General features: G+C 26.5%; 21 protein-coding genes. 7 read left to right on the top strand and 14 right to left on the bottom strand.

From position 1 onward, the window contains the following. Positions 1-34: 34 nt before the first annotated feature. The gene (locus H0H54_RS00860; RefSeq protein WP_317168489.1) at positions 35-391 is read right to left on the bottom strand and encodes a RuvX/YqgF family protein; all 357 of its coding nucleotides are present in this window, start codon (positions 389-391) and stop codon (positions 35-37) included. A gap of 76 nt (positions 392-467) precedes the next feature. Between H0H54_RS00860 and H0H54_RS00855 the strand changes: the two genes are divergently transcribed. The 4 genes from H0H54_RS00855 to H0H54_RS00840 are packed head-to-tail and all read left to right on the top strand — an operon-like array spanning position 468 to position 4,312. After that, positions 468-1,286: a 2,3,4,5-tetrahydropyridine-2,6-dicarboxylate N-succinyltransferase gene (locus H0H54_RS00855; RefSeq protein ID WP_185863401.1), complete on the top strand. Its 819-nt coding sequence runs from the start codon at positions 468-470 to the stop codon at positions 1,284-1,286. 2 nt (positions 1,287-1,288) lie between these two features. Then, positions 1,289-1,867: an L-threonylcarbamoyladenylate synthase gene (locus H0H54_RS00850; RefSeq protein WP_185863400.1), complete on the top strand. Its 579-nt coding sequence runs from the start codon at positions 1,289-1,291 to the stop codon at positions 1,865-1,867. Positions 1,868-1,878: 11 nt separating this feature from the next. After that, positions 1,879-3,297, top strand: coding sequence for a CCA tRNA nucleotidyltransferase (locus H0H54_RS00845; protein WP_185863399.1), 1,419 nt, complete (start codon positions 1,879-1,881; stop codon positions 3,295-3,297). Positions 3,298-3,304: 7 nt separating this feature from the next. Next, the gene (locus H0H54_RS00840; protein WP_185863398.1) at positions 3,305-4,312 is read left to right on the top strand and encodes a DHH family phosphoesterase; all 1,008 of its coding nucleotides are present in this window, start codon (positions 3,305-3,307) and stop codon (positions 4,310-4,312) included. Here H0H54_RS00840 and H0H54_RS00835 read toward each other — a convergent pair. From H0H54_RS00835 to H0H54_RS00825, 3 genes are read right to left on the bottom strand one after another with little or no spacing between them, the layout of a single operon-like run. Then, positions 4,296-4,850 carry a thioredoxin family protein gene (locus tag H0H54_RS00835; protein WP_185863397.1) on the bottom strand — a complete coding sequence of 185 codons (555 nt, stop codon included), beginning with the start codon at positions 4,848-4,850 and terminating at the stop codon, positions 4,296-4,298. The two genes, H0H54_RS00840 and H0H54_RS00835, sit on opposite strands and share 17 nt — an antisense overlap. A gap of 3 nt (positions 4,851-4,853) precedes the next feature. After that, positions 4,854-5,654 (bottom strand): zinc ribbon domain-containing protein, encoded by an 801-nt coding sequence (locus H0H54_RS00830; protein ID WP_185863396.1) that lies wholly within the window; start codon positions 5,652-5,654, stop codon positions 4,854-4,856. Between the two features lie 3 nt (positions 5,655-5,657). Beyond that, positions 5,658-6,761 carry a Nif3-like dinuclear metal center hexameric protein gene (locus tag H0H54_RS00825; protein ID WP_185863395.1) on the bottom strand — a complete coding sequence of 368 codons (1,104 nt, stop codon included), beginning with the start codon at positions 6,759-6,761 and terminating at the stop codon, positions 5,658-5,660. 68 nt (positions 6,762-6,829) lie between these two features. Here H0H54_RS00825 and lipA point away from each other — a divergent pair, with 68 nt between their 5' ends. Then, positions 6,830-7,684, top strand: coding sequence for a lipoyl synthase (gene lipA / locus H0H54_RS00820; RefSeq protein ID WP_238784787.1), 855 nt, complete (start codon positions 6,830-6,832; stop codon positions 7,682-7,684). 13 nt (positions 7,685-7,697) lie between these two features. Here the strand turns inward: lipA and H0H54_RS00815 are convergent, their stop codons facing one another. Further along, positions 7,698-10,274: a UvrD-helicase domain-containing protein gene (locus tag H0H54_RS00815; protein WP_185863394.1), complete on the bottom strand. Its 2,577-nt coding sequence runs from the start codon at positions 10,272-10,274 to the stop codon at positions 7,698-7,700. Between the two features lie 83 nt (positions 10,275-10,357). On the opposite strand from H0H54_RS00815, the gene fbaA reads away from it, so the two are divergent. Together fbaA and accD are read left to right on the top strand one after the other, a co-directional pair. Further along, positions 10,358-11,425 (top strand): class II fructose-bisphosphate aldolase, encoded by a 1,068-nt coding sequence (gene fbaA, locus H0H54_RS00810; protein WP_185863393.1) that lies wholly within the window; start codon positions 10,358-10,360, stop codon positions 11,423-11,425. 8 nt (positions 11,426-11,433) lie between these two features. Further along, positions 11,434-12,273, top strand: a complete 840-nt coding sequence (gene accD, locus H0H54_RS00805; RefSeq protein WP_185863392.1) for an acetyl-CoA carboxylase, carboxyltransferase subunit beta — start codon at positions 11,434-11,436, stop codon at positions 12,271-12,273. A 7-nt stretch (positions 12,274-12,280) separates the two neighbouring features. Here accD and guaA read toward each other — a convergent pair whose 3' ends face one another. The 9 genes from guaA to H0H54_RS00760 form a co-directional block, all read right to left on the bottom strand. After that, on the bottom strand, positions 12,281-13,831 hold the full coding sequence (guaA, locus tag H0H54_RS00800; RefSeq protein ID WP_185863391.1) for a glutamine-hydrolyzing GMP synthase: 1,551 nt from the start codon (positions 13,829-13,831) through the stop codon (positions 12,281-12,283). A gap of 20 nt (positions 13,832-13,851) precedes the next feature. Beyond that, positions 13,852-15,087: a phosphoribosylamine--glycine ligase gene (gene purD, locus H0H54_RS00795; RefSeq protein ID WP_185863390.1), complete on the bottom strand. Its 1,236-nt coding sequence runs from the start codon at positions 15,085-15,087 to the stop codon at positions 13,852-13,854. A gap of 4 nt (positions 15,088-15,091) precedes the next feature. Next, positions 15,092-16,618 carry a bifunctional phosphoribosylaminoimidazolecarboxamide formyltransferase/IMP cyclohydrolase gene (gene purH, locus H0H54_RS00790; protein WP_185863389.1) on the bottom strand — a complete coding sequence of 509 codons (1,527 nt, stop codon included), beginning with the start codon at positions 16,616-16,618 and terminating at the stop codon, positions 15,092-15,094. A 66-nt stretch (positions 16,619-16,684) separates the two neighbouring features. Next, positions 16,685-17,251, bottom strand: coding sequence for a formyltransferase family protein (locus H0H54_RS00785; protein WP_185863388.1), 567 nt, complete (start codon positions 17,249-17,251; stop codon positions 16,685-16,687). A 10-nt stretch (positions 17,252-17,261) separates the two neighbouring features. Next, on the bottom strand, positions 17,262-18,245 hold the full coding sequence (purM, locus tag H0H54_RS00780) for a phosphoribosylformylglycinamidine cyclo-ligase (protein ID WP_185863387.1): 984 nt from the start codon (positions 18,243-18,245) through the stop codon (positions 17,262-17,264). A 5-nt stretch (positions 18,246-18,250) separates the two neighbouring features. Beyond that, on the bottom strand, positions 18,251-19,687 hold the full coding sequence (gene purF, locus H0H54_RS00775; RefSeq protein WP_185863386.1) for an amidophosphoribosyltransferase: 1,437 nt from the start codon (positions 19,685-19,687) through the stop codon (positions 18,251-18,253). Between the two features lie 35 nt (positions 19,688-19,722). After that, the gene (gene purC, locus H0H54_RS00770) at positions 19,723-20,439 is read right to left on the bottom strand and encodes a phosphoribosylaminoimidazolesuccinocarboxamide synthase (protein WP_185863385.1); all 717 of its coding nucleotides are present in this window, start codon (positions 20,437-20,439) and stop codon (positions 19,723-19,725) included. Next, positions 20,436-20,933, bottom strand: coding sequence for a 5-(carboxyamino)imidazole ribonucleotide mutase (gene purE / locus H0H54_RS00765; RefSeq protein WP_185863384.1), 498 nt, complete (start codon positions 20,931-20,933; stop codon positions 20,436-20,438). The genes purC and purE overlap by 4 nt, the downstream gene beginning before the upstream one ends. A gap of 11 nt (positions 20,934-20,944) precedes the next feature. Next, complete coding sequence (locus tag H0H54_RS00760) at positions 20,945-24,655, bottom strand: phosphoribosylformylglycinamidine synthase (protein WP_185863383.1); 3,711 nt, start codon at positions 24,653-24,655, stop codon at positions 20,945-20,947. Positions 24,656-24,663 lie beyond the last annotated feature (8 nt).

Here is a 24,663-nt window from a genome sequence, read left to right as displayed (position 1 = left end):
TGTAAAATTATAGTAGCACTAATTTGATTTAAAATTAATTTTTTTCTTCTTTTTTTTTTCCTAAACCCAATTGTATCATAGTATAAAAAGCGATTTTTGATGTAAAACGTTCATCTAATCTTTCTATAAGAATTTTAGGATATTTTATATGAAATTTATAAATGAATCTTTGAATTTCTGTTTCTATTGAAATTTCTTTTTGATTATTCAATTTTTTGGGTAATCCTATAACGATTTTTTCTATTTTCTCATAAACTAAAAAATATTCTAAAAAATTCATTAATTTTTTAGTTTTAACAGCGTTTAATCCAAACGCAAATATTTTTTTATCATCTGTTATAGATAAACCAGTAATAATTTTTCCATAATCCATTCCTAATATTTTTGCCATTATATATTATATATACTTGTTATCTTATTTTATTTTTACTACTTTTGTTTTGTTTTTTTATTTTTAAATATATGAAATGAATAGATTAAAACTAGAAATAGAGAAATTTTGGAATCATAAAAATATATGGACGACTGATGCAAATATAAAAAATATAGTTCTCAAAACTATTGAAAATTTAGAAAATGGATCAATCAGAGTGGCTTATTTTTTGAATGAAAAATGGATAGTCAATGAATGGATTAAAAAAGCTATTATTATGTATTTTTCTATTCAAAATATGAATACAGTGGAGTTGGGGCCATTAGAATTTTATGATAAAATTCCTATAAAGAACAAATTTAAGGAAAAAGGAATTCGTGTCGTTCCTCATGCTATAGCACGTTACGGATCATATATATCGCCTGGAGTCATTCTTATGCCTTCTTATGTAAATATAGGCGCATACATAGGAAAAGATACAATGATAGATACATGGGCCACAGTAGGTAGTTGCGCTCAGGTTGGGAATCGGGTTCATGTAAGTGGAGGAGTAGGAATTGGAGGGGTTTTAGAACCATTACAAGCTCATCCAGTTATTGTAGAAGATGATGTTTTTATTGGATCTAGATGTATTTTAGTAGAAGGAGTTTTGATAAAAAAAGGAGCTGTTTTAGGAGCAAATGTAGTTCTCACAGCGTCTACTAAGATTTTTGATGTAACTAATGATAAACCTATTGAAATCAAGGGGATAATTCCAAAATATTCTGTGGTTATACCTGGATCTTATCCAAAAAAATTTCCTTCAGGTATATATCATGTTCCATGTTCTATAATTATAGGAAAAAGGAAAGAAAGTACAAATAAAAAAGTTTCTTTAAATGATGCATTGAGAACCCATAATTTAGAAATTTAAAAATGTCTTTTTACGGAGAAATAGAAAAAAGTGTAAAGATTTTAAAAAAAGGAAAAGTTCTGTTATATCCCACAGATACAGTGTGGGGATTGGGGTGTGATGCATTTAATATACAAGCTATAAAAAAAATATGTAAAATAAAGAATAGAAATATTTATAAGTCTATGATTCTTTTGGTAGAAAGTATAGATCGTTTACATCAATTAGTAGGAAAGATTTCTTTTTTTACTCAAAAAATAATTTTTGATAATCTTGTGAAAAAGGATAAACCTATTACTATAGTATATGAAAATGTAAAAAAAATGGAATCCAACTTTTTTAAACCATATAGTACTTTAGCCGTTCGTTTAACATATGATCCATTTTGCATTTGTTTGATACGAAATTTGGATAGGCCTATTGTTTCTACTTCTGCTAATCTGTCAGGATTTGTCTCTCCTAAATCGTTTTCCGAAATTAGCCCTTCTATTTTATACAAAACAGATTACGTTGTAAATTTTCGTAGAGAAGAAAAAGCTATTTATAGTGGGTCTTCTATTATAAAAATTGTTGACAATCAAGTTAAAATATTACGTATGTAATGTAGATTAACATGAATTTATCATCTGCTGTTCATAAAAAAATATTTCACATTGTAAGTATTTCTGCTCAAAGGATAAAACAAAATAGTTATGTAATAGGAGGTTATGTTAGAGATTTTTTGCTAGGAAAAATAGAATCGATAGATTTAGATATTTTAACTATAGGGGAAGGAATAAAATTAGCTAAAGAGGTTTCTAAATATATTAACCCTTCTCCTAAAATAAGAATATTTAAACGTTTTGGTACAGCTATGTTGGAATACGATAATCAAAGAATAGAATTTGTAGGGTCTAGAAAAGAATCTTATCATTTTTCCAGTAGAAAACCCGTTATAGAGTTAGGATCATTACAAGATGATCAAAACAGAAGAGATTTTACAATTAATACTTTAGCTATAAGTTTAAATCGTAATAATTATGGAGAGTTGATAGATCCATTTGGAGGATTATCTGATTTAAATAAAAAAATATTAAGAACTCCATCAGATGCAGATATTACTTATTCTGATGATCCATTACGAATGATGCGAGCTATACGATTTGCTACTCAATTACAATTTGAGATTGAGAAATATTCGTTTCAGTCAATTCAAAAGAATAAAAACAGGATAAATATCGTTTCTATAGAAAGAATTGTAGAAGAATTTAACAAAATTTTATTATCTAAAAAACCTTCTATAGGATTATTGTTATTATATAAATCTGGATTATTGTCAATTATATTGCCGGAATTAGTTTCTTTAAAAGGAATAGAAGAAAAAAATGGATATAAACACAAAGACAATTTTTACCATACTCTACAAGTTGTAGATAATATTAGTAAAGAAAAAAATAATTCTCTTTGGTTAAGATGGGTGGCTCTGCTTCATGATATAGGAAAGGCTAATACAAAAAAATTTTTTCCTAAAGCGGGATGGTCTTTCCATGCTCACGAATTGGTAGGATCTAAAATGGTTGCAAATATATTTCACCGTTTAAAGCTTCCAAAAAGTTCTTCTATGAAATATGTTAAAAAGATGATTCAACATAGTTATAGGCCTATTGCATTAATAGGAACTAAAACGAGTGATTCTGCTATACGTAGATTATTATTTGATATAGGAAACGATTTAGAAGATTTGATGAAATTATGTATTGCAGATATTACTACCAATAATATAGAGAAAAAAAATCAGTATAAAAAAAATATTTATCTTCTTATAGAAAGAATTAAAAAATTAGAAGAAAAAGATAAAATTAAAAATTGGAAATCACCTATATCAGGAAATGATATAATGAAAGCTTTTCATATTGATCCATGTAAGGAGATAGGAATTATAAAAAATTTTGTTAAAGATTCTATTTTAGAAGGGAAAATATCTAATAATTTTCATTCTGCTTATGCATTTATGTTAAAAAAAGGAGAAGAATTAGGTTTAAAAAAAAAATAATATATGTATGTTATTCTCTAATATAAATGGAATAAATAAAAAAAAAATTGTTCTATTACCTCATAATAAACCAGACGGAGACGCTTTAGGGTCTTCTTTAGCTCTTTTATTTTATTTCAGAAAGTTAAAACATGATGTAGATTTAATATCTCCAACAGAATATTCTGAATCTTTTCAATGGCTTCCTGGAAGCAAGGATATTCTTGTGTTTTCTAAACATACAGAATCTTTAGTAAAAAGAAAAATTGTAAACTCTGATTATGTCTTTTTTATAGATTTCAACAATTTATCAAGAATCAATAATATAAAAGATTTTTTTTCATATTCGAAGGCAAAAAAAGTACTAATTGATCACCATCCTTTTCCATTTTATTTCGATTTTATGTTTTCAGATCCTACAGTATCAGCTACCAGTATTTTAGTCTTTCGATTCATATCCAATATGAATAATTTAGATAAAATAGATCAAGAAATAGCTACATGTTTATACGTAGGATTAATGACTGATACAGGATTTTTTCGTTTTCCTTCTGTAACTTCAGAAACTCATTTTATTGCCGGAAAATTAATAGAGAAAGGAATTAACATAGATTATATTTATAATCATTTACAAGAAAAATACAATGAAAGTAGATTAAAATTGTTATCTAAAGCCTTAAAAAAATTAAAAGTCATACAAAAATATAGAACAGTTTACACAAGCATTCAAGCTTCTGATGTAAATCAAAATTTATATAGACAGGGAGATACAGAAGGGATTCCTACTTATGGATTAGGTATTAAAAATATTGTTTTTTCCGTTTTCTTTTTTGAAGAAAAAGAAAAACATCACATCAAAATTTCCTTTCGCTCTAAAGGAAATTTTGATGTGAATCTATTTGCTAGAAAACATTTTTGTGGAGGAGGCCACAAAAATGCAGCAGGAGGAATATCAGAAAAAAGTTTATCTGAAGCTATAGAATATTTTTTAAATATAATTCCAAATTATTATGAAAATCTTATGTTTTCCATTTAATGGAACACCCAGAACTTAATTTTCCTGTTGTATATATTTCTTTTCCATTCAAAATATTTTGTAATACATTTCTCACATCGAAACCTGTAACAGGAATATTGTTTCCAGGTCTAGAATCATCTAATTGACCATGATAACATAAATTCCCTTTTCCAGAAAAAATAAAAAATTCAGGAGTACATTTTACACAATAATATTTAGCGACTTTTTGTGTTTCATCAAAAAAATAAGGGAAAGGGTAACCTAATTTTTGATGTACTTTTTTCATATTTTCTGGAGAATCTTCCGGATATTTTTCGTCATCATTAGAATTTATTGCTATAAATGAAATCTTTTTCGGTAAAAAATCGTTAGACAAACGAATTAATTCTGTGTTAATATGTTTAACGTACGGACAATGATTACAAATAAACATTATTACAGTTGCTTTACTTGAAAAGTAATCTTTTAAAAATTTCTTCTTTCCTGAAGAAACTTCTAATAATTCAAAATCTTGAATTTGAATTTTAATTTTATTAGAAGAATAAGTTCGTACCATGATTTATAATTTTTTTTTAGAACAAAAAACAAAAGATTTTTTCTTTTCTTCCTCAGCCAATTCTGCATCTATTAATATCCTTCCACTATGTTCATCTATTAAAAGTTTATTCCGCTGTATTAATTCAGAATATTTTTGAGGAGTGATTGCTAAATAAGAACCCAACGGAGCCCCCCTTTGTACTGGAGCAACAGCTACTCCATTTTTAACTCCATTCCTGATTCTCTTATAAGTTTTTAATAAACTATTATCTATTTTTTTAGAAAAACATAAAAATTTTTCTAATAAAATTTTTTCTTCTTTTTCGTTTTCTAAAAGAATATTCTTTAATTCTTTTTTTTTGTGAAAAAGGTGCTCTTCTTTATTTTTTAATAAATATTCTTTTTTTTTTATGACCTCTTCCTCTTTATAAATTTGAACATTCAATTCTTGAATTCTTTTTTTAGACAATTGAATTTCTAATTTTTGATAATCAATCTCTTTATCTATAGAATATAATTCTTTATGATTTTTGATATCATCTTTTTGTTTTTCATATTTATTGATCAAAATTTCTGAAGACTTAATATTTTGATTTTGTTTGTTTATATTTTCTTTTATATAAAGAACATCATTATGATGATATTCTAACATTTTTTTTACTTGGTATAGTTCTTCTTCTAAATTTTTGATTTCTACAGGAATATTATTGCGAAATTTTCGTATTTCATCCATTCGAAAATCTATTAACTGAAGATTGTATAATACTCTCAATTTATCTACTACAGTGATTGCTTCTTGTATTATTTTATTATTATCTACCATAAATCAATAAAAATATTTAACTGGATTAGTATGAACTTCGGATTCATAAACATAAATTGATGTAAAATTTTTGTCTATAAAAGATTTCACTAAATTTTTAGTGAACTTTTCAGATTCATAATGTCCAATATCTACAATTAATATTTTTTTTTCACATTTAAAAAAATCATGATATTTCAAATCAGAAGATATAAAAACATCAGCTTCTTCTTTTACTGCAGTTTCTATACCAAAACGTCCTGAACCTGTGATCATAGCTATTTTTTTAATTTTCTTTCCTGTAAAATCAGAATGTCGTATGCAAGGAACATTCATTTTTTTTTTTATAAAAAGAAGAAAATCATACTCATTCATTTTTTTCAGAATATTTCCTATAAAACCTATTCCTATATAAGGATTTATATTTTCAATATTATAAATTTCATAAGCGACTTCTTCATAAGGATGATTTTTAAATAATGCATTTTTTATTCTATCTAATTTAGAATCAGGAAAAATAACATTAATACAAATTTCTTTTTCCATATGAAAAACTCCTTTTTTTCCAATAAAAGGTTTAGTTTTTTCGTTTCCCATGTAACTTCCAAATCCATCAAAGTTATAACTACAATGACTATAGTTAGAAATATTTCCAGCTCCTGCTTCAAATAAAGCATTTCTTACTTTTTTTTCATAATTAACTGGTACATATGTGGTTAATTTTTTAATGCTTCCTTTTTTTGGAAAAAGAACTTTTTCTCTGTTAATTTGTAGTAATTTAGATATATAAGAAGAAGTCCCTTCCCATACAACATCTAAATTTGTATGAATTACATAAATAGATATGTCATTTTTTAATGCATGAATTATGACTCTTTCTGAAAATGTTTTTCCAGTTATATTCTTAATGGGTTTAAAAATGACAGGATGAAAAGAAATTATTAAATCGCATTTCTTTTTTATAGATTCATATAAAACTTTTTCAGTGAGATCTAAAGTAATCAATACATTTTTTACTCTTTTATAAAATGATCCTACTATTAATCCAACGTTATCATAAGAATCTGCATATTCTAGAGGCGCTATATTTTCTAATACATTAGCTATATCTCTAACAAACACTTCCATATAAACAAAAAAATACCCATTTTTACAAATTTATCAAAAAAAGTATAATAACAAAAATTAAAAAAAACATGAATGTCGTTAAAAAAAAACCAAAATGGATAAAAGTAAAATTACCAATGAGTAAAAATTATCATGAATTACAAAAGTTAGTTTCTTTGCACAAATTGAATACAATTTGTCAGAGTGGAAGTTGCCCCAATATAGGAGAATGCTGGGATAAGGGGGTCGCTACTTTTATGATATTGGGAAATGTTTGTACTAGATCTTGTAGGTTTTGTGGTGTAAAAACAGGACGGCCTAATGAAATAGACTGGAAAGAACCAGAAAAGGTAGCAAAATCTATAAAAATATTAAAAATAAAACATGCTGTACTGACTTCTGTGAATAGAGATGATTTACAGGATATGGGGTCCGATATTTGGATTCTTACTATACAAAAAATACGGGATTTTAATCCAAATATTACAATAGAAGCTTTAATCCCCGATTTTAAAGGAGAAAAAAAAATAATAGATAAAATAATTGGGATTAAACCAGAAGTTATTTCTCATAATGTGGAAACGGTTTCTAGATTAACAAAAAAAATTCGTGTTCAAGCTAAATATGATCGTAGTCTTGAAGTTTTACGATATATAAAAGAAAAGGACAAAAATATACGGACAAAAACAGGAATTATGTTAGGATTAGGGGAAAGAAAAGAAGAAATCATAGAAACGATGAAAGATATCAGAAAATCTAAAGTAGATATTCTGACAATGGGGCAATATTTGCAACCTTCCTTGAAGCATTATCCCGTTCATTTTTTTGTTTTACCAGAACAATTCAAAGAATTGAAAAAAGTAGGATTAAAAATGGGATTTAAATATGTAGAAAGTGGGCCATTAGTTAGATCTTCTTATCATGCAGAAAAACATGTTAAATAAACTAAGAGTTTTTTTATTCTTTTCCGAAAATATATTTATGTTTTTTTTCATTCCACATTCTTTTTTTACATAAAAAATTTTTAATATAAAATGATATAGATTGATTATTTTTAAGTTTTGAAAATAAAATAAGTTGTTCAATAGGACGTGTGGTTGCTACATATAATAAATTGATATTATCAAACATTATATTTGATAGATAATTTTCATAAAAATTACGAATATTATTATCATGCTTAATATGTTTAAAATAAGTTTCTATTTCCAAATAAATAGTATTTAATCCATTATAGAAACGAGGATTTACATCTATCCAAACTTCCTCTTTATTTTTATAAGAATAAATACTCCAATCTGTGAAAGGAATAAGTACCACAGGAAATTGCAATCCTTTAGATTTATGAATAGTCATAATACGAACAGCATTAATGTGATCCGAAATCACAACACTTTCTTTTTCTTTTTTGAATTCCCAATAATCTAAGAACCCCGTAATAGAATTCCCCACCTTTTTCATAGATCTATAAACAAAATCCAAAAAAGAATAGATATATGTAGAATTTTGTTTATTTAATAGTCCAAAAGATTCAATGATTTCTTCTGAAATATTATATATAGATTTATTATATAATTTGTTTAATGTTAATGAATTTTTCAACATAATCTTTTTGATAAATGCATTTAAAGGTAAAAAAAGTATTTTCATAATGAAATCATGATCATTTTTATTAGTTTTATTAGTACGAATGAATTTTTTTAATAAAAGAATTAAAACAACTCTCTTTTGATAACAATGAGGATAAGCTACAATGTAAAAAAAATTTATGATAATTTGTATTTCCAAATGATTTTTAATTAATAAAGAAACAGAAGTATTCACAGGGAGACCGTCTCTTACTAATTGTTCAGACAAAAAATGACCTTCTTCATTAGTTCTAACTAAAATGGCAATATCTGATAATGTATATTTTTTTTTTAATAATTTTTCTATTTTATTTTTTACATTTGAATAAACATGTTCTTTGTAATTATTATTAGAATCATTCAGAAAATTTATTTCTACATATCCACCAGATTTTTTCTGTATTTTTTGTTGGTAATTTTTATATATATCTTGGTAAATAGTAGAATTGAATATTTTAGATATAGATTGATAAAATAAATTGTTAAATTTTACAATTTCTTTATAACTACGGAAATTATTTTCTATAGTTTCTATATTTTTTTTATAACAAATTGATTTAGATTGTATTAAATTTATAAACTGTTTAGCATCACCACCGCGCCATCTATATATTGATTGTTTCGGATCTCCTACTATCATAGCTGATCCATTTTCTGATAATGCGTTTTCAACTAATATTCTAATATTTTGCCATTGTAAAAATGAAATGTCTTGAAATTCATCTATAAAATAATATTTATATTGCATGCCTATTTTTTCATATATTTTTGGAAATGTTCCTTTAATAATTTTTTCATAAAGAATTTTATTTAATTCTGTATTTAGAATAATTTTTTTTTCATTTTTTACAGAATGTAATTCTTTTTCTATTTCATGTATTATTGATAATATGTTTATGTTTTTTAAAAAAAGTTTGTCCAAAAGATAGTCGCATATATTTTTTTCATATATGTATTTTGTTTTTTCGTATAAAAAAATTATTTTTTTTATATTTTTTTCGATTAGTGTTTTTTGATTTCCATCAGAAAAAAATTTAGAGTAAAAGACTCCCTTTTTAACGTATTTTTTAATACGTTTATTAAAAGGATTCAAAAATATATTCCCGTTTTTAAATTTTTCAAATAATCTTGGTAAATCTAAATGAATAAATGAATGTTTTTGAATTGAACTTTTTTTCAAAAGTTCAAAAAATTCTTCTCCTTTTTTTTTGCATATTTTTTCAAATATTTTAGTTCTTTTTATTAGTATATTTTTTAATTGCATGAAATCTTCCAAAGAAGAATTCATAATTTTTTTTACATAAAAAAAATTATTTTCTTCAACCATTATATGAGCTATTTTTAATAACTCTTTTCTTAAGTCCCAGTTTTTTCCTTTTTTTAGTTTTTCTAAAGAAGATTGAATTAAAATATTTGACCATTTTTCAGAATTATTTAATCTGTATAATATATTTTCTACAACTTTTGATAAAAATTGATCTATATCCATTTCCAAATTTACTTTTCTTTCTGAGGAAAAAGATTTTATAATATTATAAGTAAATTTATCTATTGTACTTATGTTTCTAGAAAAACAATAGAAATCATGTAATATGGAAAATAATATTTTTTCAGATCGCTGATACAATTGATGCTTTGTTAAGCTTAATTTTTTTTTTATATAATAGAACAAAAAATGGTATTCTTTTCTGATTTTTTTATTTGAAAATTCTTTAATGCACTGTAAAATGCGATTTTTCATTTCTTCAGAAGCCTTTTTGGTGAAAGTCAAAACTAAAACTTTTTTAAACTCATCAGGATAAGGGCTTTTTAATAAAACATAAAGATAATTAATTACCAAAAAAGTCGTTTTTCCTGAACCTGCTGAAGCGTTGTATATTTTTAGTGTAGATGGGATAATTAACATATTAAATTAATTATGAAAATTTTTTCATATATTTTAAAAAAGATAAAAAAAATACTTTTTTAATTAAAACAAATTTTAAACACATGTATAAAAAATTTCCTTTTGGAGTAGCTACTGGGAATCTTGTGAAAGAAATATTCGAATACGCTAAGGAAAACATGTTTTCCATACCTGCTGTGAACATTATTGGATCTAATACAATGAATTCTGTAATGGAAACCGCTGCAGAAGTAAATTCTCCTGTTATTATTCAATTATCTAATGGAGGAGCTGTTTTCAATGCCGGAAAAGGATTATGTAATGATAACCAAAAAGCAGCAATTCAAGGAGCAATAGCTTGTGCGATGCATGTTCATGAATTAGCCTCATATTATAAAACGACGGTTCTTCTGCATACAGATCATTGTTCTAAATCTCATCTTCCATGGATAGATGGATTAATAGAAGCTAATGAAAGATATTATAAACGTTTTGGAAAAACGTTATTTAGCTCACATATGTTAGATCTTTCTCAAGAATCTTTAAAAGATAATATTAATATTTGTGAGCAATATTTTGATAGAATGAATAAAAGTCAAATGACTATTGAAATAGAGCTGGGTGTAACTGGAGGAGAAGAAGACGGTATAGATAATTCAAATATAGAAAACAATAAACTTTATACTCAACCAGAAGAGGTTGCTTATGCCTATGAAAGATTGATAAAAATTAGTGATAATTTTATTATAGCAGCTTCTTTTGGAAATGTACATGGAGTTTATAGACCTGGAAATGTCATCCTTCGTACTGAAATTTTAAAAAACACACAAGAATACATACAAAAAAAATTTAATACTAATATAAAACCTGTTTCTTTAGTGTTTCATGGCGGATCAGGATCTTCAGTAAAAGAAATACAAAAAGCAATTAGCTATGGAGTTGTGAAAATGAATATAGACACAGACTTACAATATGCTTTTACTTGTGGCGTGCGAGATTATATGAATAAAAATAAGGAATATTTAAAAAAACAAATAGGGAACCCAAAAGGGGAACATATTCCTAATAAAAAATATTATGATCCTAGAGTATGGTTAAGAAAAGGAGAGGAATCTTTTAAAAGAACTTTAAAAAAATATTTCGAATTCATGAATAATATTAATACTTTATAAAAACGACCATGGCTTGGTTTTTAAGAAAAAAAAAAAATATTTTAACATCTATAGATGATAGAAAAGATTTTCCAAAAGGAATTTGGTATAGGACTCCTAGTGGAAAAATTATAGATACGGAAGAATTAAAAAAAAACGCTTATGTTAGTCCAGAAGATGGATATCATGTAAGGATTCATAGTAAAGAATATTTTGAAATTCTTTTTGATAACGGTGAATTTTTAGAAATGAATGTCAAAATAATGAGCAAAGATCCTATAAAATGGAAAGATTATAAAAAATATACAGACAGAATTCAAGAAGCAAGAAAAAAAACAGATTTATATGATGCTATTAGAACAGGAGTTGGAAAAATTAAAACTATAAATGTTGTGATATCTTGTATGGATTTTTCATTTATAGGGGGATCAATGGGATCCGTAGTAGGGGAAAAAATATCTAGAGCTATCAAATATTGTATAAATAAAAAATATCCATATATTTTAATTTCTAAATCCGGAGGAGCAAGAATAATGGAATCCTCTTTTTCATTAATGCAAATGGCTAAAACTATAGCTAGATTGACCCAATTACGTGATGCTAAAATTCCTTATATTTCTGTTTTAACTGATCCAACTACGGGAGGTGTTACAGCTTCTTACTCTTTACTGGGAGATATCAATATAGCTGAACCAGGTGCTCTGATTGGATTTGCTGGGCCTAGAGTTATTAAAGAAATAATAGGAAAAGATCTTCCAAAAGGATTTCAAACAGCAGAATTTTTGATGGATCATGGTTTTATAGATTTAATTTCTTCTAGGACAGAATTAAAAAAGAATATATATAATTTGATTTCTATGATGATATAAAATAAAATTATTCCCATTCAATAGTAGATGGGGGTTTTGATGTTATATCGTATGCGATTCGATTAATTCCATCGACTTCATTAGTAATTCTATTTGATACTTTTTCCAAGAAGTCGTAAGATAAATGCGAGAAAGTAGCAGTCATAAAATCTTCTGTGTTTACTACACGCAATATCGCCGCATATTCATAAGTTCGTTTATCCCCTTTTATTCCTACAGATCTTATGGGTAACAATACAATGAAAGCTTGACTAACAGAATCGTAAATATCATAATTTTTTAACTCTTGCAACAAAATATCCTCTGCTTCTTTTAAAATAAAAATTTTTTTTTCATTGATTTCTCCAATAATACGAATCCCTAAACCCGGTCCGGGAAATGGATGACGATATAAAATATCCTTTGTAAGTCCTAATTTTTTTCCTATTTTTCTAACTTCATCTTTAAATAATTCTTTTAATGGTTCAATGAGTTTCAATTTCATTAATGTTGTTGGAAGCCCTCCTACATTATGATGAGATTTTATAGAATGACTTATTGAATTTTTTGAAATCACAGAAGATTCAATAATATCTGAATAAATAGTCCCTTGTGCTAAAAATTCAACATTTTTAATTTTTTCTGATTCTTTTTGAAAAATATATAGAAATTCTTCTCCTATAACTTTTCTTTTTATCTCAGGGTCAAGGATCCCAGTTAGCTTAGATAAAAAACGATTTTTAGCGTCTATTATTTTTATAGAAAAATTCATTTTTTTACATAAAAAAGATATTTTTTCTTTTTCAGTTTTCAACAATAACCCTGTGTCTACAAAAATACAATTTAAAGAATTCCCAATAGCTTTATGAATGATATAAGCTGTGACAAAAGAATCTACTCCTCCAGAAAAACCTAGTATCACTTTTTTTTTATTTACACGTTTTTTAATATTATCTATCGTTTTTTGTACAAAATTGTTTAGTTTCCAATTAGAACTACATTTGCAAATGTGAAAAACAAAATTTTTTAACATAGATATTCCATATTCTGTATTGATCACTTCTGGATGAAATTGAGTTGCATAAATATCTTTATTGAGATGACTAAAAGCCGCAACATTACAATACGGGGTATGCCCTATGACTTTAAATTCTTTCGGAAGATTTTCTACTTCATCAAAATGACTCATCCAAACAATAGATTTATCGGGAATTCCATAAAATAGATTGTTATCAGGATCATTTATGATAAAGTATGATTTTCCATATTCTTTATATTTTGATTTTTTTATCTTTCCACCAAATAGAAAAGAAATCAGTTGCATTCCATAACAAATTCCGAATATAGGTATATTTAGTTGAAAAATATTTTTAGATATTAATGGAGAATTTTTTTCATAAACAGAAAAAGGCCCTCCTGATAAAATCAATCCTTTAGGTTTTTTTGATATTATATGAGGGATAGAAATATTATTATAATGATATAATAAAGTATATACTCCTATATCTCGAATTCTTCTAGCAATCATATGACTATATTGAGATCCAAAATCTAGTATGAGTATAAAATCTTTTTTCATTTTTGTGTCTTGTATAAAAATTACAAACCAATATCTTTCCTGAAATACAAATTTTCAAATTGAATTTTTTTAACCTTATCATAAGCCTTTTTTATGGATTCTTGAAGAGAATTTCCTATTCCTATTATATTAAGAACTCGTCCACCTGATGTCACCCACTTTTTTTGTTCTATTTTTGCTCCAGCAATATAAAAAGGTTCTTCTAAAGAATTTAAACCTGTTATAATTTTTCCTATTTCATATTTTTCAGGATACCCTATAGACGATAAAACCACACAGCAAGAATATAATTTTTTCCAATCAATATATGTTTCTTTTTGTTGATAAGAATATTGAATAATATTTAAAAAATTACTCTTCATCAATGGGAATAAGGCTTGAGCTTCAGGATCTCCGATGCGAGTGTTGTATTCTAATAAGTAAACTTTATTATTACTTATCATTAAACCAAAATATAAGAACCCAAAAAATGTCAATTTTTCTATCATTAATCCTTCTAAAGTAGGTTCTAAAACATTTTTTCTAAAATCTATCCAAATAGAATTTGTTATATATGGATTCGGAACAATAGACCCCATTCCTCCTGTATTCAATCCTTTTTCATTTTCTCCAATTTTTTTATAATCCTTAGCTGATAAAAAAGGTATAATATTTTTTCCATTGAAAAAAGATATAATAGAAGCTTCTTTTCCTTGTAAAAATTCCTCTATAATAATTTGATCTCCAGATTTTCCAAATTTTTTTTTTATCATAATATTTTTTAAAGCTTTTTCTGCTTCATTTTGATTATGAGCTATAATAACCCCTTTTCCTGCAGCTATTCCATTCGTTTTAATAGCTACAGAATTCGTTTTTTTTTTAAAGAAATTCATAGCCTCTTCATAAGAATAAAAAATATCATACTTAGGAGTGCGAACTCCATATTTTTTCATGAAAGATTTAGCAAAAATTCTATTTCCTTCAAGTCTAGCAGCTGAATAATGTGGCCCAATTATTTTTAATCCCATATTATTAAAAATATCAACAATTCCTTCTAATAAAAAAAATTCAGATCCTACAATAGTTATATCTATTTCATTTTTTTTAGCAAAAACACCCAAATCTAACGGAGAATGATGATTTTCAATATTTTTTCCTATTATGCTTGTTCCTCCATTTCCAGGATAAAAATAAAGTTGTATAAAACGATTGTCTTCCAATAATTTTTTTCCTATAGCATGTTCACGGCCTCCTCCTCCAATAATTAAAATTTTCATTATTTTAATGTTTAAAATGTCTCCTACCAGTAAAAGCCATTGCTATTCCATGATCATTACAAGCTTTCACAGATTCTTCATCACGTATAGATCCTCCTGGTTGAATAATAGCGCGGATCGCACCAGAACGAGCCGCTTCATCTACAACATCTCTAAAAGGAAAAAAAGCATCCGATACAAGTACTAATCCTTCTTTACTTTTTTCTATAGCCCTTTCTATAGCTTGACGAGCCGCCCAAATTCTATTAGTTTGACCTCCAGAAATACCTAAAGTTTGGGTGTTTTTAGCTACTACAATAGCATTAGATTTTACATATTTGACTACTTTTTGAGCAAAAAATAAAGATTTTAATTCTTGATCACTGAATTTTTTTTCAGTTACTATTTTGTAACTTTTATCATAAGGAAAAAAATAATCTGATTCTTGTACTAAAATCCCTCCGTCTATTTGAACAGATTCTAACTGATCTGAAATAGGTTCATTAATGCTAATAATTCTAAGATTTTTTTTAATTTTTAAAATATTCAAAACATCTGTTTCGTAATTTGGTGAAAGGAGTACTTCTAAAAAAATATGATTAATTTCTTTTGCTAATTCTTTTGTTATTGGGACATTAACAGCCATTATTCCTCCAAAAGATGAAATAGTATCTGCGTAATAAGTTTTTTGAAAAGCTTCAATAATATTTTTTCCCAACGCGACTCCACAAGGAGTGGAATGTTTCACTGTACAACAAGCAGGTTCTGAAAATTGAGAAACAACTTTCCACGCTATATCCATATCTCTTAAATTATTAAATGATAATTTTTTTCCATGTAACTGATTAAAATTTTGCATTGATCCTTTATGAATTGTATTGACATAATAAGCGGCTTTTTGATGAGGATTTTCTCCATAACGAAGATTCATTTTTTTTTCATAAGAAGAATGTAAATAAACAGGAAATTTATCATCTAATAAGTACTGAGAAATAGCAGAATCATAAGCAGAAGTGAAATTAAACGCTTTTCCTGCCAATTTTTTTCTCAATTTTAATGAAGGAAACCCATAATGTTCAATTTCATATTGAACTAATTCATAATCATTATTATCTATAATAGCAGTAACATGGAAAAAATTTTTTGCGGCTGCTCTAAGCATAGATGGGCCTCCAATATCAATAAATTCTACTAAGGAATTATCATTGATAGATTTTTTACGTATTTCTTCAAAAAATGGATAAAAATTAACCAATACAATATCAATGAGATGAATATTGCTAGAACGTACATATTTCATATGTTTTTCAATAGAACGATTGGCTAAAATTCCCCCATATATATTAGGATGAATCGTTTTCACTCTTCCATCTAATATATCAGGAAAAGAAGTAATATCAGAAACCTCCATAAGGTTTGATAATCCTTTTTTGATAAAATATTGATAGGTACCTCCGGTAGAAACAATTTGATATCCTTTTTTATCTAAAAAACTGACGAAATCAAACAATTTTTCGTTTTTCTCATAAACACTAATCAAAGCTCTTTTCATACTACTAATTAATTGTTACTTTTGATGTTTATATTATTAATTCATTCATTATTAATTATATAAAACTTAAAAAAGTTGATTAATAGATTGAATTAATATTTGTTTTTCTATCATAGAAATCTTTTTTGATAAAGATATTGGAGTCTCCTCTGAATCAATTTTACATGTTTGTTTCAAAATTATATCCCCTAAATCTACATCTTTTGTGACATAGTGAACTGTCGCTCCTGATATTTTATCCCTATTTTTTATAACTTCTTGATGTATTTTTATTCCATACATTCCTTTTCCTCCGTATTTAGGTAATAGAGAAGGATGAATATTTATAACCTTTCTCGTCCATTTTTTACAAAATTCTGCATCAAGTATAGAAAGGAATCCTGAAAGAATTATAATATCTGGAATATATATCCCAAGTATATTGTCTATTTCTTTAGAAATAGATTTTTTATTAGTTCTTATTAAAGAAAATACTATGATATTTTTTTTTAATGCGTATTGTATTGCTATACACCATCTATCAGAAATTACTAAATTAACCACAAAATTATGAAGTATTCCGCTTTCTATTGCTTCTAAAATATGCTTCATATTGGTCCCCTTTCCAGAAACTAAAATCGCTATTTTTTTCATGGAGGTATTTTTATTTCAAAAATACTTTTTTATTTCCTTTTATAATTTTTCCCAAAACAAAGGGTTTCTCTCCTAGAGTGTTTAGTTTTTCTAAAACGGAATCTTTTTCTTCAAAAGATACAGCTACAATCATTCCTACCCCCATATTAAAAGTATTCCACATTTTATTTTCTGATAAATTTGCTTTTTTTTGAATATAATTGAAAACAGGTTGAATAGGTATTTTTTCTTTTTCTACTACAGCTGATAAATTTTTTGGTAAAATTCGATATAGATTATCTGATATACCTCCTCCAGTAATATGAGATAATCCATGAATCATAAACTTTTTTAATAAAACGTGAATAGGAAAATGATAAATTCTAGTTGGAATCAAAAGTGTTTCATAAAAGGGTTTTTCTTGAAAAGATTTCATGAAATCTTCTTCAGAAAAGATATTTCGAATTACAGAAAAACCATTACTATGTACTCCAGAAGAAGGAAGACCTATTAAAATATCTCCTTCTTGAATTAATTTTTTTCCATCTACAAGATGATCTTTTTCTACAATTCCTACACAAAATCCAGCAATATCATAATCATTTTTTTGATAAATTCCAGGCATTTCAGCGGTTTCACCCCCAATCAGACAGGTATTAGTTTTTTTACAAGAATTAGCTATTCCTTGCACAATTTTTTCTACAATAATAGAATCTAGTTTTCCACAAGCTAAATAATCTAAAAAAAATAAAGGAATAGCTCCATGACATAAAACATCATTTGCACACATTGCAAAACAATCTTCTCCAATCACATCATATTTTTTGTAATCTATAGCTAAACGTAATTTAGTTCCTACTCCATCAACACCAGATACTAAAATAGGTTCCTTATATCCACATTCGTATATTTTATAAAAACCTGCAAAATGATCTAACATACTTATAACTCTATTATTATATGTATTTTTTAAAATATTATTCATTTTGCATATAGTCATGTTTATTTTTTTCATATTAATTAATGAGTTTTTTGAATTGGATAATTACCAGTAAAACAACCGAAACAATAGTGAATACTTCCTAAAATATCTATAAAATTGTCCATGCTTAAAAATTCTAAACTATCTACATTTAGAATTTTTGCTATATTTTTTTTATCAATATAATTATATGATATAAGATCTTTTTTACTTGGAGTGTCTACGCCTAAATAACATGGTCCTATAATAGGAGGAGAAGCACTTCTAAAATGAATTTCTTTAGCTCCAGCTTTTCTTAATATGTAAACTAATCTACGACTGGTCGTTCCACGAACTATAGAATCATCAATAATAACAATCCGTTTTCCTTTTATTTCATATAATATAGGATTCAATTTCAAGTTGACCATTTTCTCTCGCATTTCTTGTTTAGGTAAAATAAATGATCTTCCAATATATTTGTTTTTGACTAAAATTGGTTTAAAAGGAATTCCAGAAGCTTTAGAATATCCAATAGAAGCTGGAACTCCAGAATCCGGAACTCCAATTACTACATCTGCTTCTACTGGATGTTGCTCATAAAGTTTTTCTCCACTTTTTTCGCGAATTTTATAAACATTTATATTTTCAATTAATGAATCAGGACGAGAAAAATAAATATATTCAAAAGAACATATTCTCCTTTTTGTGTTTTTTCTTTCTGTAAGTATAGAGAATTGAACCGACTTTTTATCCACAATTATAATTTCTCCTGGAAATAAATCTCTTACGTAAAATCCTCCAACAGAATCTATTCCACAAGTTTCAGAACTAAATATATAAGTTTCTTCGTTCAACATTCCATAACATAAAGGACGTATTCCGTTTGGATCTCTAAACGCTGCCATTTTATTATCCATAAGCACAATTACAGAATAAGCTCCTTTTATATCAGTAGTTGTTTTTTGAATAGCTTTTTCTAAGCTATTATTAGATTCTGGTAAATATTTTTGTATTAAACGTAAAATAACTTCAGAATCTGAATATTCGGATATAAAATTTATTCCTTGATATTCTAGTTTTTTACGAATATATTGGGCATTAACCAAATTTCCATTATGGACTATAGATATGGTGCTTCTTCCATAGGAATCTTCGCCAAAAAAAGGTTGAATATTTTTTTTACTTTGTCCTCCTTCTGTAGAATAACGAGTATGTCCAATTACGGCATTTCCATGATAACATTCAGAATTGGAAATTTTTCTAAAAAAATCTAAAACTAGGCCTTCGCTTTTATGTGATATAATAAATCCATCTCGTAAAACAGAAAAACCACAAGCTTCTTGTCCTCTATGTTGCAGTGCAAATAAACCAAACTGAATCAAAGAAAAGGTATCTATTTTATAAGGAGAATAAATTCCAAAAACCCCACATTCATCATGAAACTTATCCAAACAACTATTTTTCAAAATAGAAGGGGATAATTGAGATATCATTTTTTTGAAAAACTTTGTCCCATTATTTTAATGGATTAACTTACATTTAACCTTTTTAATACCTCCATATAAATATCAAATATTTTTTCTTGTAATCCGATTCTAAATGAATCTTTATCCATCTTTTTCATTGTTTCTTTATCCCATAAACGACAAGTATCTGGACTGATTTCATCTGAAAGGAGAATTTCTTTTTTATGATTTTTACCAAATTCTATTTTAAAATCTACCAATATAATATTTTTATCAGAAAAATATTTTTTTATAAAACAATTAATTTTCGATGTCATATCATAAATGGTATTTAATTCTTCATAAGAAATAATTTTTAAAAATACTGCATGATGATCATTAATTAAGGGATCTTTTAACTTATCATTTTTATAAAATATCTCAAAAATAGGATTATATAAGTAAGTTCCTTCTTTAACCCCCAAACGTTTAGACATACTTCCTGCAACGATATTCCGAACCACAAATTCCAAAGGAATCATATCTACTTTATAACATAATTGTTCTCTATTATTGATTTTTCGTATAAAATGAGTTTTAACTCCACAAGAATTTAAAAATTGAAAAATCAATGTAGTAATTTCATTATTTAAAACACCTTTATCCTGCAAGACATTTTTTTTTAGCCCATTCAAAGCAGTTATATTATCTTTATGATGAATTAATATTTCAAGTGGATTATTAGTTGCATATATTTTTTTTGTTTTTCCTTCTGATAAAAGATTTTTTTTAATTATCATGATAATAGATGTTGCTTGATTTCACTTGTTAATTTATCCTTTTTATCTATTCTGAATTTTATCAATAATTCTCTTATATTTTTATATTTTATAGCTAAAATGTGAATAGCTAATAAAGCAGCATTATAGGAATTATTTATTCCAACTGTAGCAACTGGAACATCTTTTGGCATTTGCACTATAGAGAAAAGCGCATCTATTCCGCCTAAAGATCCATAATTGTTATTATTGCAATGAATTGGAACCCCAATAACAGGTAAAATCGTTTTAGAAGAAATAAATCCAGGTAAATGAGCTGACAATCCAGCTCCTGCAATAATTACATCTGTCCCTTCAGATTCTATTTCTTTTATAGCATTTGATAAAATATCCGGCAATCTGTGTGCAGAAATCAAATAAGATTTATAACTTACGTTAAATTTTTTAAGAACTTCCGCAATTATTTTCATAATTGATTTATCAGAAATACTTCCAAAGAATATAGCAACTTTCATAATTATAACTTTTATAAAAAATATTGTACTGCATTTTTAAAAATAGAATGCTCACGAATATTAGGTATATTTTTTAATAAACCATGATCATAACGTTCTGGATGAGTCATTCTTCCATAAATTTTTCCATCTTTACTTAATAATCCTTCAACAGCTTCAACAGACCCATTCGGATTATAGGATCTTTCTAAACTAGGTTTTCCTTTTAGATCTACATATTGTGTAGCAATTTGACCTCTCTCAAATAAAATATTTATTGTCTCTTGATTCGCATAAAATCTTCCTTCACTATGAGATATGGGAAGAGTGTATATCTTATTTTTCATTCCATTTAACCATGGAGAGCGATCAGAAGTCACTTTAATATGAACACATTGAGATATATGTTTTTCAATTTTATTGTAGGTTAGTGTAGGAGAGTTATGATTCCTAAAACAAATTTTACCATAAGGTAATAATCCTGATTTGATCAAACCTTGAAATCCATTGCAAATTCCTAAAATTAATCCATCTTGATCTAAAAAATGTTTAATAGCGTCTTGTATATATGGGTTGTGTAATATAGATACAATAAATTTGGCTGAACCATCTGGTTCATCTCCAGCACTAAAACCTCCACAAAGCATAAATATCTGTACAGTTTCTATATATTTTTTGAAATGATATATAGACTCCGTAATGTCTTTATCATATAGATCTTTAAATACTAAAGTACTTACTGTCGCCCCTTCTTTTTCAAATGCACGAATCGATTCTAATTCACTGTTTGTTCCAGGAAATATAGGAATAAACACATGAGGTTTTCCTTTTTTTTTAAATTTGCATTTCCATATCATGGGGTTATGTTTTCCTTCTTGTTTAATGTTTTCTACTTTTTGTTTTTGAATCCTGTTTTCTTTTTCTCCTTCATTTTCATTTTTATAGGATGTATAGGAAAAAATAGGATAAAAAGTTTTTAACCAACTTTTTATAGATTCCTCTATATCAATATAAATTCCATTAAAGTTCAAATGCTTACAAGAAATGACTTCTCCTATCGGAATAAAATTATTCCATGAAATGGAAGATGAAGATTCTATAATTAAGGACCCTATATTTGTTTCCAGTAAATGATCATTATAATCAATAACTGCTCCTAAACGATTTCCAAAAGACATGTTAGCAATAGCAACAGAAATTCCTCCATCTTTTATTGTTTTTACCGAAACAATTTTTCCTGAACAAATTCCCTCATAAACTTGATCATAGGCTTTTTTGATAGAATTAAAATCAGGCATTTCGTTATCCAATGGATTATGATAGTACAAATAAATTTTATTTCCTTCTTTTTTAAATTCAGGAGATATAATATTGGAACATAAACCTGTAGATACGCCAAAAGCGATAAATGTTGGTGGAACATGCAAATTTTTATATGTTCCAGACATAGAGTCTTTCCCGCCTATAGAAGCTAATTCTAATGACATTTGAGCGTGATAAGCGCCTAACAAAGCGGAAAAAGGTTTCCCCCAGTTTTCTGGATCATCATCCAATTTTCGATAATATTCTTGAAAACTAAAATAAGTATTTCTATAATTTCCTCCCATAGAAACAATTTTAGAAATACACTCTACAATAGCATAAGCTCCTCCATGAAATGGACTCCAAACAGAAACTTCAGGATGAAATCCCCAAGATACCAAACTGACTGTATTTGTGTTTCCTCTTAAAACAGGTATTTTTTGTACACTCCCTTCAGATGGAGTCATTTGATATCTTCCTCCAAAAGGCATTAAAACTGTAGTACCGCCTACAGTACTATCAAACATTTCTACTAAACTTTTTTGAGAAGCTATATTCAATTCAGAAAGTGTATTTAAAAATGTTTTTTTACTGAAAATAATTTTTTTTGATTTATTAAAAGGAGAAACTGAAATGGGAGAATTCACACGAACAACTTTTTCTTTATGACATCCTTTTGTATTCAAAAAAGAACTTTTTACATTAAAAATTTCTTTTTTTCTATAATAAAAAATAATGCGTTTATTATCAGTGATTTCCCCAATAGGTACAGACATTATATTTTCTTCACGAGAAAAAAAAATAAATTTTTTTACGTCTTTGGGGTCTAATATTACAGCCATCCTTTCTTGGGACTCAGAAAGTGCAATTTCTATGTCTTTTATATTTTTTGTATCTTTGTCTCTTATTGGAATTTTATCTAAATAAAGAACTAAACTATCGCTTAACTCGCTTATAGCTACAGCAGCTCCTCCTGCCCCTAAATCATTGCATTTTTTTATTAAAGAAACAGCTTCTTTTTTTCTAAAAAGTCTTTGAATTTTTCTTTCCGTTATTGGATTTCCTTTTATATGATTATGATTTTGTAAATTATAATCCTGTTCTTGAGATTCCTTAGAAGAATCAGTCGCTCCTCCAATTCCTTCTTTTCCTGTACCCCCCCCAATTAACAAAATAACATCTCCTTTTTTAGGTTTATCCTGTTTTACAAAATCAACAGGGACGGCCCCAACAACCATACCAATTTCCATTCTTTTAGCTCTATATCCTTCATGATAAATTTCATGAACATGAGTTGTTGGTAATCCTACTTGATTTCCATAAGAACTATAGCCACATGCGGATTCAAAACAAATTTTTTTTTGTGGTAATTTTCCATAAATAGTTTTTGAATTCATAGGATTAGCCGCTCCACTTAATCTAAGTCCTTGATAAACAAAAGCTCTCCCAGATAAAGGATCACGAATAGCCCCTCCTATACAAGTAGAAGCTCCTCCAAAAGGATCAATTTCAGTAGGATGATTATGAGTTTCATTTTTAAACAATAAATACCATTTTTCTTTTTCATTTTTATCTGTAAAATCTACATTTATCATTATAATACACGCATTGTGTTCATCTGACGAAACATAATTCGTTAATTTACCCTTTTCATAAAGAATTTTAGCAGGAAGACTAGATAAATCCATAAAATTTATAGGATATTTTGATCTTCCTATTAAATATCTATCCTTTAAATATTTTCTAAATATATTTTGATATGTTTTTTTTAATGAACCATAAAAAGATATATTTTTCAATGTAGTAAAAAATGTTGTATGACGACAATGATCAGACCAATAAACGTCAAATATACGTAATTCTGATGGGGTTGGATTTCGTTTTTCTTCAGAAAAATATTTTTGTATGAATAATAAATCATTTATATTCATAGAAAGATTCCACTTATCATGGATTTTTTTTATTTTTTCAACAGAAAAATTAATAAAATTATTTATAATCTTCTCCTCATTTTTATTGTTTTGTGTATTTTTTGCACTGGAGCAGGAATAAAATTTTTTAATTTTGTAAAAATCTTGTTTTTTTTTCATACCAATCAATTTAATTAACTGGCCTGTTTTTACAGAAACCATCGTAGATTTACGATCTATAACTTTGATACATTGTATAGCTGCATGAGCTCTATCATCATACTTTTCTGTAAAATATTCTATATATGAAGTATTTAAATGGATATTTCTATGCAAAATATCTGTAACAGGATCGACAAAAACCTTTGATAAACTTTCTAAAAATAGTTTTTCATTTATATTAAATATATCATATATATGATATATTACTACATTATACAATGAAATATTCATATGTTTTAATTCATTGTATAATTTTCTAGAATCAATATCAAAAGGACTTCTTTTTTGTATATAAATTCTAAAATTCATATCTATAT

The sequence above is a fragment of the Blattabacterium cuenoti genome (assembly GCF_014251815.1).
Lineage (GTDB): Bacteria > Bacteroidota > Bacteroidia > Flavobacteriales > Blattabacteriaceae > Blattabacterium > Blattabacterium cuenoti_E.
Note: the sequence above shows the minus strand (reverse complement) of the source record. Positions and strands in the feature narration are given on the sequence as shown.

What these genes read in the sequence shown, in the direction of transcription:
- H0H54_RS00860 (WP_317168489.1), bottom strand. Translation starts at nt 391, where the DNA reads ATGGCAAAAATATTAGGAATGGATTATGGAAAAATTATTACTGGTTTA.
- H0H54_RS00855 (WP_185863401.1), top strand. Translation starts at nt 468, where the DNA reads ATGAATAGATTAAAACTAGAAATAGAGAAATTTTGGAATCATAAAAAT.
- H0H54_RS00850 (WP_185863400.1), top strand. Translation starts at nt 1,289, where the DNA reads ATGTCTTTTTACGGAGAAATAGAAAAAAGTGTAAAGATTTTAAAAAAA.
- H0H54_RS00845 (WP_185863399.1), top strand. Translation starts at nt 1,879, where the DNA reads ATGAATTTATCATCTGCTGTTCATAAAAAAATATTTCACATTGTAAGT.
- H0H54_RS00840 (WP_185863398.1), top strand. Translation starts at nt 3,305, where the DNA reads ATGTTATTCTCTAATATAAATGGAATAAATAAAAAAAAAATTGTTCTA.
- H0H54_RS00835 (WP_185863397.1), bottom strand. Translation starts at nt 4,850, where the DNA reads ATGGTACGAACTTATTCTTCTAATAAAATTAAAATTCAAATTCAAGAT.
- H0H54_RS00830 (WP_185863396.1), bottom strand. Translation starts at nt 5,654, where the DNA reads ATGGTAGATAATAATAAAATAATACAAGAAGCAATCACTGTAGTAGAT.
- H0H54_RS00825 (WP_185863395.1), bottom strand. Translation starts at nt 6,761, where the DNA reads ATGGAAGTGTTTGTTAGAGATATAGCTAATGTATTAGAAAATATAGCG.
- lipA (WP_238784787.1), top strand. Translation starts at nt 6,830, where the DNA reads ATGAATGTCGTTAAAAAAAAACCAAAATGGATAAAAGTAAAATTACCA.
- H0H54_RS00815 (WP_185863394.1), bottom strand. Translation starts at nt 10,274, where the DNA reads ATGTTAATTATCCCATCTACACTAAAAATATACAACGCTTCAGCAGGT.
- fbaA (WP_185863393.1), top strand. Translation starts at nt 10,358, where the DNA reads ATGTATAAAAAATTTCCTTTTGGAGTAGCTACTGGGAATCTTGTGAAA.
- accD (WP_185863392.1), top strand. Translation starts at nt 11,434, where the DNA reads ATGGCTTGGTTTTTAAGAAAAAAAAAAAATATTTTAACATCTATAGAT.
- guaA (WP_185863391.1), bottom strand. Translation starts at nt 13,831, where the DNA reads ATGAAAAAAGATTTTATACTCATACTAGATTTTGGATCTCAATATAGT.
- purD (WP_185863390.1), bottom strand. Translation starts at nt 15,087, where the DNA reads ATGAAAATTTTAATTATTGGAGGAGGAGGCCGTGAACATGCTATAGGA.
- purH (WP_185863389.1), bottom strand. Translation starts at nt 16,618, where the DNA reads ATGAAAAGAGCTTTGATTAGTGTTTATGAGAAAAACGAAAAATTGTTT.
- H0H54_RS00785 (WP_185863388.1), bottom strand. Translation starts at nt 17,251, where the DNA reads ATGAAAAAAATAGCGATTTTAGTTTCTGGAAAGGGGACCAATATGAAG.
- purM (WP_185863387.1), bottom strand. Translation starts at nt 18,245, where the DNA reads ATGAAAAAAATAAACATGACTATATGCAAAATGAATAATATTTTAAAA.
- purF (WP_185863386.1), bottom strand. Translation starts at nt 19,687, where the DNA reads ATGATATCTCAATTATCCCCTTCTATTTTGAAAAATAGTTGTTTGGAT.
- purC (WP_185863385.1), bottom strand. Translation starts at nt 20,439, where the DNA reads ATGATAATTAAAAAAAATCTTTTATCAGAAGGAAAAACAAAAAAAATA.
- purE (WP_185863384.1), bottom strand. Translation starts at nt 20,933, where the DNA reads ATGAAAGTTGCTATATTCTTTGGAAGTATTTCTGATAAATCAATTATG.
- H0H54_RS00760 (WP_185863383.1), bottom strand. Translation starts at nt 24,655, where the DNA reads ATGAATTTTAGAATTTATATACAAAAAAGAAGTCCTTTTGATATTGAT.